Annotated in this window: 10 protein-coding genes; 1 reads left to right on the forward strand and 9 read right to left on the reverse strand. The window is 50.3% G+C overall.

From position 1 onward, the window contains the following. Positions 1–450 precede the first annotated feature (450 nt). From gatA to JRI95_15120, 9 genes are all read right to left on the reverse strand, one after another. Complete coding sequence (gene gatA / locus JRI95_15080; protein ID MBW2062867.1) at positions 451–1,917, reverse strand: Asp-tRNA(Asn)/Glu-tRNA(Gln) amidotransferase subunit GatA; 1,467 nt, start codon at positions 1,915–1,917, stop codon at positions 451–453. A gap of 11 nt (positions 1,918–1,928) precedes the next feature. Further along, on the reverse strand, positions 1,929–2,213 hold the full coding sequence (gene gatC / locus JRI95_15085) for an Asp-tRNA(Asn)/Glu-tRNA(Gln) amidotransferase subunit GatC (protein MBW2062868.1): 285 nt from the start codon (positions 2,211–2,213) through the stop codon (positions 1,929–1,931). Positions 2,214–2,226: 13 nt separating this feature from the next. Continuing rightward, the gene (locus JRI95_15090; protein MBW2062869.1) at positions 2,227–3,258 is read right to left on the reverse strand and encodes a histone deacetylase; all 1,032 of its coding nucleotides are present in this window, start codon (positions 3,256–3,258) and stop codon (positions 2,227–2,229) included. A 171-nt stretch (positions 3,259–3,429) separates the two neighbouring features. Next, positions 3,430–4,470, reverse strand: a complete 1,041-nt coding sequence (locus tag JRI95_15095; GenBank protein MBW2062870.1) for a hypothetical protein — start codon at positions 4,468–4,470, stop codon at positions 3,430–3,432. 83 nt (positions 4,471–4,553) lie between these two features. After that, positions 4,554–5,117 carry an elongation factor P gene (efp, locus tag JRI95_15100; GenBank protein MBW2062871.1) on the reverse strand — a complete coding sequence of 188 codons (564 nt, stop codon included), beginning with the start codon at positions 5,115–5,117 and terminating at the stop codon, positions 4,554–4,556. A 33-nt stretch (positions 5,118–5,150) separates the two neighbouring features. Further along, entirely contained in the window at positions 5,151–5,900 is a 750-nt protein-coding gene (locus tag JRI95_15105; protein MBW2062872.1) for a tetratricopeptide repeat protein, read from the reverse strand. A 76-nt stretch (positions 5,901–5,976) separates the two neighbouring features. Next, the gene (locus tag JRI95_15110; GenBank protein MBW2062873.1) at positions 5,977–6,306 is read right to left on the reverse strand and encodes a septum formation initiator family protein; all 330 of its coding nucleotides are present in this window, start codon (positions 6,304–6,306) and stop codon (positions 5,977–5,979) included. Positions 6,307–6,309: 3 nt separating this feature from the next. After that, positions 6,310–6,726 carry a biopolymer transporter ExbD gene (locus JRI95_15115; GenBank protein ID MBW2062874.1) on the reverse strand — a complete coding sequence of 139 codons (417 nt, stop codon included), beginning with the start codon at positions 6,724–6,726 and terminating at the stop codon, positions 6,310–6,312. Between the two features lie 3 nt (positions 6,727–6,729). Continuing rightward, positions 6,730–7,350 (reverse strand): MotA/TolQ/ExbB proton channel family protein, encoded by a 621-nt coding sequence (locus JRI95_15120; GenBank protein ID MBW2062875.1) that lies wholly within the window; start codon positions 7,348–7,350, stop codon positions 6,730–6,732. A 134-nt stretch (positions 7,351–7,484) separates the two neighbouring features. Between JRI95_15120 and JRI95_15125 the strand changes: the two genes are divergently transcribed. Further along, positions 7,485–7,865, forward strand: coding sequence for a helix-turn-helix domain-containing protein (locus tag JRI95_15125; GenBank protein ID MBW2062876.1), 381 nt, complete (start codon positions 7,485–7,487; stop codon positions 7,863–7,865). Positions 7,866–8,082: the final 217 nt, after the last annotated feature.

Here is an 8,082-nt window from a genome sequence, read left to right on the forward strand (position 1 = left end):
AATCTCTACAATTTCTCTGTCAAATTAAGTATAGTTCAAGACACCTTATAGCATGTTATTAAGAGGCCCATCCTGAAAGGCGCGGCGAAGTAATCTGTGGCAACCCTAGACTCGATTTCTTCGTCGCGGTTGCCTGAATAGCAAAATTCTGCCTTTAGAGTAGTTCTCAAAAAATATATTCCGTTTGAATGAATACAAGAGTATCAAGATCGAGATTGCTTCGCAGAGCCTGTCCAGAGCGAGAGCGAAGGGCTCGCAATGACATCCCATTGATATTATTATAAAATGTCATTACGAGGAACGAAGTGACAAAGCAATCTCAGACCTTTTCAATCGGAACATATTTTTGCCATTCGCTCTAGAGTAGTTCTTAAAAATATATTCCTTTGCTGAAAAATAATACTCAAAAGGAATATAATTCTGACAATCGCTATAAAAAATATATGGGTTTTACTTTATCTGAGGTTTTACCCGGCCGAAGGTGAACTCTGATATGTGTTCATAGTTATAGGCCGCCCGGAGCAGGTTATCTTCCCGGAAATGATGGCTCAGGAATTGGAGGCCGATAGGCATCCCCTCTCTGCTCAGGCCACATGGCACGGATATGGCTGGAATACCGGCCAGGTTGGTGGCCAGAGTGAAAATGTCGCTCAGGTACATTGTCAAAGGGTCGTCCATCATCTCGCCAATCTTGAAGGCTGGTGTGGGTGCGACGGGGCAGGCGATGACGTCACACTCTTGAAAAGCCTTTTCAAAGTCCTGCCGTATCAAGGTCCTGACCTGGGTGGCTTTCCTGTAATAGGCGTCATAGTATCCGGCGGACAGGACATATGTACCAATCATGATTCGCCGGGTAACCTCCGGGCCAAAACCGTTGGAGCGTGTGGCGAGGTACATATCAATCAGGTCTGTATTTTCTTCGCAGCGCAATCCATACTTGACCCCATCGTACCGGGCGAGATTAGAGCTGGCCTCTGCCGGGGCGATAATGTAGTAAGCCGCCACAGCGTACTCGGTATGAGGCAGGCTGATCTCAATGAACTCGGCCCCTTCGGCTTCCATAGCCTCAACCGCCTGATTCACGGCCATTTTTATATCCGCGTCCAGACCCTCGATAAAGTATTCCTGAGGCAGGCCGATGGTAAACCCCTCTAGTCCCTGGTTTAAACTGGTCGTGTAGTCAGGAACCGGCTGCGGAGCGCTGGTGGAGTCAGCCGGGTCATATCCGGCCAAGGCCTGGAGAAGTAAGGCGCAGTCAGTCACATTCCGGGTGATGGGTCCAATTTGATCAAGAGAACTGGCAAACGCGACCAGGCCAAAACGGGAGACGCGGCCGTAAGTCGGTTTGAGCCCCACCACACCACAGTGGCTGGCAGGCTGTCGGATCGAACCGCCGGTATCACTGCCCAGGGCGCCGGCGCATAGTTGAGCAGCACAAGCTACGGCTGATCCTCCACTGGAACCCCCGGGAATACGGCTTGTATTCCACGGGTTCAAGGCCGGCCCAAAGGCCGAGTATTCATTGCTAGAACCCATGGCGAATTCATCCATATTGGTCTTGCCTAAGAAGACGGCGCCGCTTCTGCGGAGTCTGGCTGCGACCGTACTATCGAAGGGAGGTGTAAAATTGCTCAAGATCCTGGAACCACAGGTCGCGGCCACGTTTTCAGTACAGATTAAGTCTTTGATAGCCAGGGGGATACCTGTCAGAGGTGTTTGGTCTTTGGCCAAGATCATCTGCTCCGCGGCCCGCGATTGCTCAAGAGCCAAATCAGCGGTGATAGAGATATAGGCATTCAGCTTGGGATCGAGTTCCTCAATGGCATCCAGGTATGCCTGGGTAACATCTACCGGTGAGACCTCTTTGCGGGAGTAAGCGTCAGCGAGTTCATGGATGCTCAGATCAAGCAGATTCATAACCTTTCCCTCTAGATGATTCGTGGAACCAGAAAAAACGTCTCATTTCGCTCAGGGGCGTTAGCCAAAGAGTGCTCCGGGTCCAGGGAAGGTTTTACTACGTCTTCCCTGAAGACGTTGCTCATGGACTGGGTATGAGCCATTGGTTCCAGTTCTGAAAGATCCAGTTCGCTGAGTTTATCCATGTACATCAGAATGCTGTTGAGCTGGCTTGTCAGCTTCTCAATATCCGCATCACTCACCTTAAGACGTGCCAGGCGGGCGATATGCTCTACTTCTGCACGATTTATTTTCATTGTCCCCTCTCTTTTAGAGTATCCAGAAGGGTTCATATGCCTTGCGCACCTGCATAATAATCCCGGGTTCAGGCCATTCCTGCCTGATCAGGTCCTGACCGGCCGAACTAGATCCGGTCAGAACTTCCAGGACTTTGCCAACTGAGTCGGCCTGGCCCGTAAAATTGTAGCCACCTTCCAGGGTCAGAACCAGCCTGCCGCCGCAGGTTTTTTCGGCCATTGTTTTAAGAATATAAGTCATGGCGGCAAATCCCTCAGAAGTGACCGCCATACCCTGCATGGGATCAGCCAGAAGACTGTCGAATCCAGCCGAAACCAGGATGAGCTCCGGCTGAAAAGTCTTGATTAAAGGCTGTACAATTTTTTGAAAGATGGCCACATAGTCCTGGTCGTCATGTTTGGGACTCATGGGCACGTTGACCGTATAGCCCTTACCCGCCCCCTTCCCAATTTCCGCCAGACTGCCAGTGCCAGGATAAAAGGGATAAAGGTGGGCCGAGAAATATAAGACCTGGGGATTGTCATAGAAGGAGTGTTGAGTCCCGTTACCGTGGTGCAAGTCCCAATCAACGATCATGATTCGTGACAGGTCATGCTCTTTAAGCGCCCAGGCCGCAGCGATAGCAATATTATTGAACAGGCAAAAACCCATGGCCTGGCCGGCCTCGGCATGGTGACCCGGCGGGCGAACTAAGGCAAAACCATTATCCAGCTCACCACTTAAGACCTTGTCTACCAGAAGTATCAGTCCGCCTGCTGCAGACAAGGCCGCCTCAAAAGAGCGAGCACATGTTTGTGTATCTGCGTCGAGATAGCACTGGGGCTGCGATGCCGTTTGAGCAATTCGTTCATAGTGAGTCGGTGTGTGAATCAGGGTAATCTCCTCCCGGGTGGCTGGCCGTGGTTTTATAATGTGCAGGCCGGGAATCAGGTTGGTATCCAAGAAGCTGTGAATGGCTTCAAGCCTTTTCGGTGATTCCGGGTGATAATCACCGGCGTTGTGCTCTAAATATAGATTAGACCTGACAATCCCCGTGCAGCCCATGGTATGCTCTCCTACCTTTAATTATTCACCACGTCTTAAATATGTTAGCATAAACCCAGAAGGTTTGCCTGCGAAAAAAATTAATTCATTTTTTGATATTACATCTAATTACGTTTCATGGTTCTTTCCGGAAAGGCACGGCAAAGGGCTGGTTTTAAAAGAAGAGCAGGCTTAAGTATCCTGTATTAATTCCGATACGCGGGCCACAAGGTCGGATACAGCTTTAGCTGTGGGTTCGTCAAGCGGACCTAAGCCGCAAGCCGGGGTGATGATAGTGCGGCTTTTTAACAATTCGAGGTCCAGGCCCTGATCAGCCAGGGTGTGCATGGCTGTTTGGAGCCGGTTTACAAGTTCTGTGGCTTTTATTTCCTGAGTATATGCCAGAGTGGGTCCGATGCCCCAGGCCAGGTAACCCCCTCGTTCGATAAAACGAATGATGTGTTTGAGATAGAGCAGGAAGGCACTGAGATAGCCGAAGGCGTCAAAATTAACCACATCCAGGGTCGTTGATAAAATCATCTCCCAGTCGGTATTGCCACAAATATGGATTCCGACCAGTATTTCCCCATGTGAGCGGGCCGTCTCGGCCGTCTCGTTGAGCATGCGAATGACGCCTTCCCTGTTTAGTGTAGAAAAGGCGGACCCAAAACCGGTCAGGGATGGTTCATCAATAAAGACAAGAGCACTGCGGCCGACGGCTCTGATCTCGCGAGCCTGCCAGGCTGCCATTATCCCGAGGCCTTTGACAATCGGGTCGGCAAGCTCTGGATCATCGAGGATTGATTTGCCTTCTGAGGTGCGGATGGCCTGTCCAAAGGTGATCGGGCCGGTGATTTGGCTCTTGAGGAAGTCCGGACCGAAATCAGGGTCAGCCTTAGCGCGTTTGAGAAAGGCGTAGAAGCTGGCCGCTGAGTCTTGGGGCAGGGCGAAATAATCCAAATCTCCGGCCAGGAATCGCTCGTAAAACTCGGTCAGGGCTTCTGCCCGATCCTCTGTTTTAACCAGAACTTTTCGCTGGGCTGCATCTGCTTTGAGGCAAGGCAGCCGATCAGCAAACTGGAGAATCATGTCTGCACAAGGATGGGACCGGATCATCTGCGGCCAGTAGGGAAGCTTCGGACAGTCCCGAGCAATGCGGTCCAAGGTCTCGGGAATTTCCAGAAAAGGCACAGTCCCCACACCGGTGGCAGCCAGTGCTGGCAGGTCTTGCACTAGTTGACTCCTAGGGTTTTTTGAAGTGGCTGTTTATAAGAGCAGTAAATTTACAGATCGAGTTTGGCTGATAAGGGATCAAATTATTCCTTGATCCGTTCCATATACTCCCCGGTCCTGGTATCAATTTTGAGGCGGTCACCCTCGTTGATGAAGAAGGGGACCTGAACTACTAGCCCTGTCTCTAAAGTGGCCGGTTTGCTACCACCACTGGCCGTATCACCTTTGACGCCTGGTTCAGTTTGGACAACGGCCAACCCGACCGTGGTCGGCAGCTCAAGACCGATGGGCTGGCTGTTGAAATAAAGAACTGCGAGATTGATGTTTTCCTGTAAAAAATTCTTTGAATCACTGATCAGGTCTTCCGAAAGAACGACCTGCTCATAGGTGTCATTGTCCATGAAGCAGTATCCGTCTGTATCTTTATAAAGATATTGCATACTTTTTTCTTCCAGGTCAGGCCGGGTAATTTTATCTGAAGGCCGGAAGGTTTCATCCAGGACACGGCTGGTGATCATATTTTTGAGCTTGGTCCTGATAAAGGCCCCACCCTTGCCAGGTTTTACATGCAGGAAATCAATGATGATATAAGGCTCGCCTTTAAACTCGATCTTCAGCCCCTTGCGAAAATCACTGGGAGAATACATAATACTTTCGTGCTCCTCGATGTTTTATAGCTGTTAAAAACTGGCCTCAATGGCCTCCCGCCTCCTCTGGGCCGCAAGCTGAAGCCTTTGCAGCTTCTCAATCAGCCGCTCCCTGGCCGAGCTGGCCATGGGTTCAGCAGCCTCCATTGGTTCTGAAACCGGAGGGTGCTCCTCGATTCCCAGATAAAGGTCAATTATTTTTTTGCGGATTCGTTCGTTGCCCGGGTCCTGATCAAGTATTTTTTCATAGACCTCAATGGCTTTGTCCCCCAGCCCCTGTTCAAGATACAGGGCGGCCAGGGTTTCGGTCGGCATCGGTTCAGCGGCTTCAGCCTCTTCCCCGGGCGATGGTTCGAGGTCGAACATCAGGCCCTGGATCTCTTCATCCACGTCCTCCTGCAAGGTCAGGGCCTGATAGGCCTTCTGGACCCGGGCGGATTCATCTGCTTCTCCGGTGAGTTTATGGAGCCGCGCCAGAGCCTTGAAGATGAAAGCGAGTTTATCCAACCGTGCGGAAGTCTTGTGAAGCGCTTCTCTGGCTTTCTCAAGCTGACCCTGCTGAACGAATGCTTGAGCCATGAGGAGGGCCGCCTCCAGATTGTCCGGGTGGGCGTCCAGCACCCCCTGAGCTACTTTTACGCTCGCTGCGACCCGGTCTTTGGCCAGATAGGTTCGTGCGAGCGCCAGAAGGGCTGGAGAAGAGGGGTCGGTTCGAATCAGGTGCTCAAGGAACCTGAGCTCAGAATCCTCCAAGGGTTTGAATCCTGTTTCTGATGAATTCATTAAAAACTCTTTTGACGTTAGTTATTACTAATCAGTAAATGAAAGCATAAGAACAATAAGTGAGTCAACCCACAGTTTAAGGATTGGACGACCTTTTTTCGTCAGGGTCTGGCCCGGGATCATCCTTGAGCCTGAAGATCTGTTCGTCCGGCCGGATCAACCCCAGCTTCTTACGAGCCACATCCTCAATATAGCGGAGGTCGTGCTTGATTCGATCAATTTTCATCATTAACTGCCTGTTTTGCGCCTCAAGGTCCTTGTTGACGGCTTCAAGATAGTTTCGTTCCTGGTCCAGACGTTTCAAATGCAAGAAGCCCCGGTTACTATATAAAAGAATCAGACCCAGGATAACGCATAATATTCCAAGGGTGAGAAAGATAGAGCGGTGTTTGGTAAATAGAGGCACGATCTATCTTTGGGGCTCGACTTTCCAACGGGCGGCGATAACCATTTTTTTTATGCCCAGATCACGCAGGATATCCATCATGGAGACGATTTTTCCGTGAGGCACGTTCTTATCAGCGGTCAAGATAACGATGGTTGAAGCCATATCTGGGGCGGCCTTTTTTAAGACTTCCTTCAAATCCTCGATGGCTACAGGGTTACTGGCTACAAATATGTCCCCTTGAGCCGTAACGCTGATGTTGACTTTGGACGCTGTGGTAACCGGAGCGCCGGGCTTTATCTCGGGCAAGGAAATCTGGAGGCCTGGCGCGGCCACGAATTGAGTGGTGACCATGAAAAAAAGCAGGAGAAGAAAAACCACGTCAATCAAAGGGGCAATTTCAATAAGAGGCACCTCTCGATGTCTGATCTTGAACTGCACGATCTATTGCTCCGGGCCCTTGAGGGATTCGACCAGCTTGATGGATTGTTCTTCCAGATTGAGAATCAAATTGTCGGCCTTGCTCGAGACAAAACGGTACCCCACCAGGGTGGGGATGGCGACGGTCAAGCCGGCGGCCGTGGTAATCAGCGCCTCAGAAATGCCACCGGCCATGGTCCCGGGGTTGCCCACACCATAGTAGGCAATAATGTTAAAGGTTTTGATCATACCGGAGACTGTGCCCAGGAGCCCTAAAAGCGGAGTGATGCTGGCTATGGTGGCCAGAATAGAGATGTATTTTTCCAGTTCAGCGGCTTCCCTGCGACCGACTTCCTGAACCACTTCCTTGATGATCTGCCGCGGCTGGCCTGAGCTTCTAAGACCAGCCTGGTAAATGCGAGCCATGGGACTGGGATGACCCTGACAGAGTGAGATGGCGTCAGGGTACTTGTAACGTATAATGAGATCATTCATATCTTGCATCAAATCCCGCGGAAGAATGCGAACACGGCGCAGTTTAAAGAGTCTTTCTAAAAAAACTGCCAGGGCGAGGATCGAACACAAGGAGATCGGATACATCAACCATCCGCCCCGGATAATCAGGTCTGGTAAGAAAAAGCTCATGGGAAAATGCCAAAATAATTAGATAAAAGTAGTGTTTATCTTAAGTTAAAAACCGGGAGAAGTCAAGCCAGTTAACCCTTTTTGTGTTAGCAATATTAAAATGTTCCCTTTAACTGCTCTATTAAGATGTCCCCATGGAAAAGGACAGATTATTGATGAGTGGGAAGGAGCGGACGAGGTATCACCTCATGGAATTGGTGGAAGAAGGGCGGATAACATTGAAGGAGGCCAGTATAAAAATGGACCTTTCCTATCGCCAGGCCAAGCGGGTGAGGAAGAAGTTCAAGGATTATGGGGCCAAAGGGTTAATCCACGGCAACAGGGGTCATCCTTCTGGCCGGGCGTTAGATTCTGGTCTTAGAGACCGGATATTAGAGTTGTCCCGCGCCAGGTATGAACTGTTTAATGACAGTCATTTCACGGAGAAATTAGAGGAGGAAGAAGGAATAAAGGTGTGCCGTGAAACGGTGCGAAGGCTTCGGAGATCGGCCGGGATAAAACCTCAGATAAAATAAAACCCATATATTTTTTATAGCGATTGTCAGAATTATATTCCTTTTGAGTATTATTTTTCTGCACATGATTCCTGCTTACGCAGGAACGCCAACAACTTCCACTGTCATTCCCGCGAAAGCGGGAATCGTGCGCCCATGATGGCGCTCTACCCGCACGGTGAAAGTCCGTGCCGGAGCAAGCCTCAGCTCCGTAGCCAAAAGTAACTGCGCCGCCGTA

This window comes from Deltaproteobacteria bacterium (assembly GCA_019308995.1).
In the GTDB taxonomy this organism is placed as follows: Bacteria; Desulfobacterota; Desulfarculia; order Adiutricales; family JAFDHD01; genus JAFDHD01.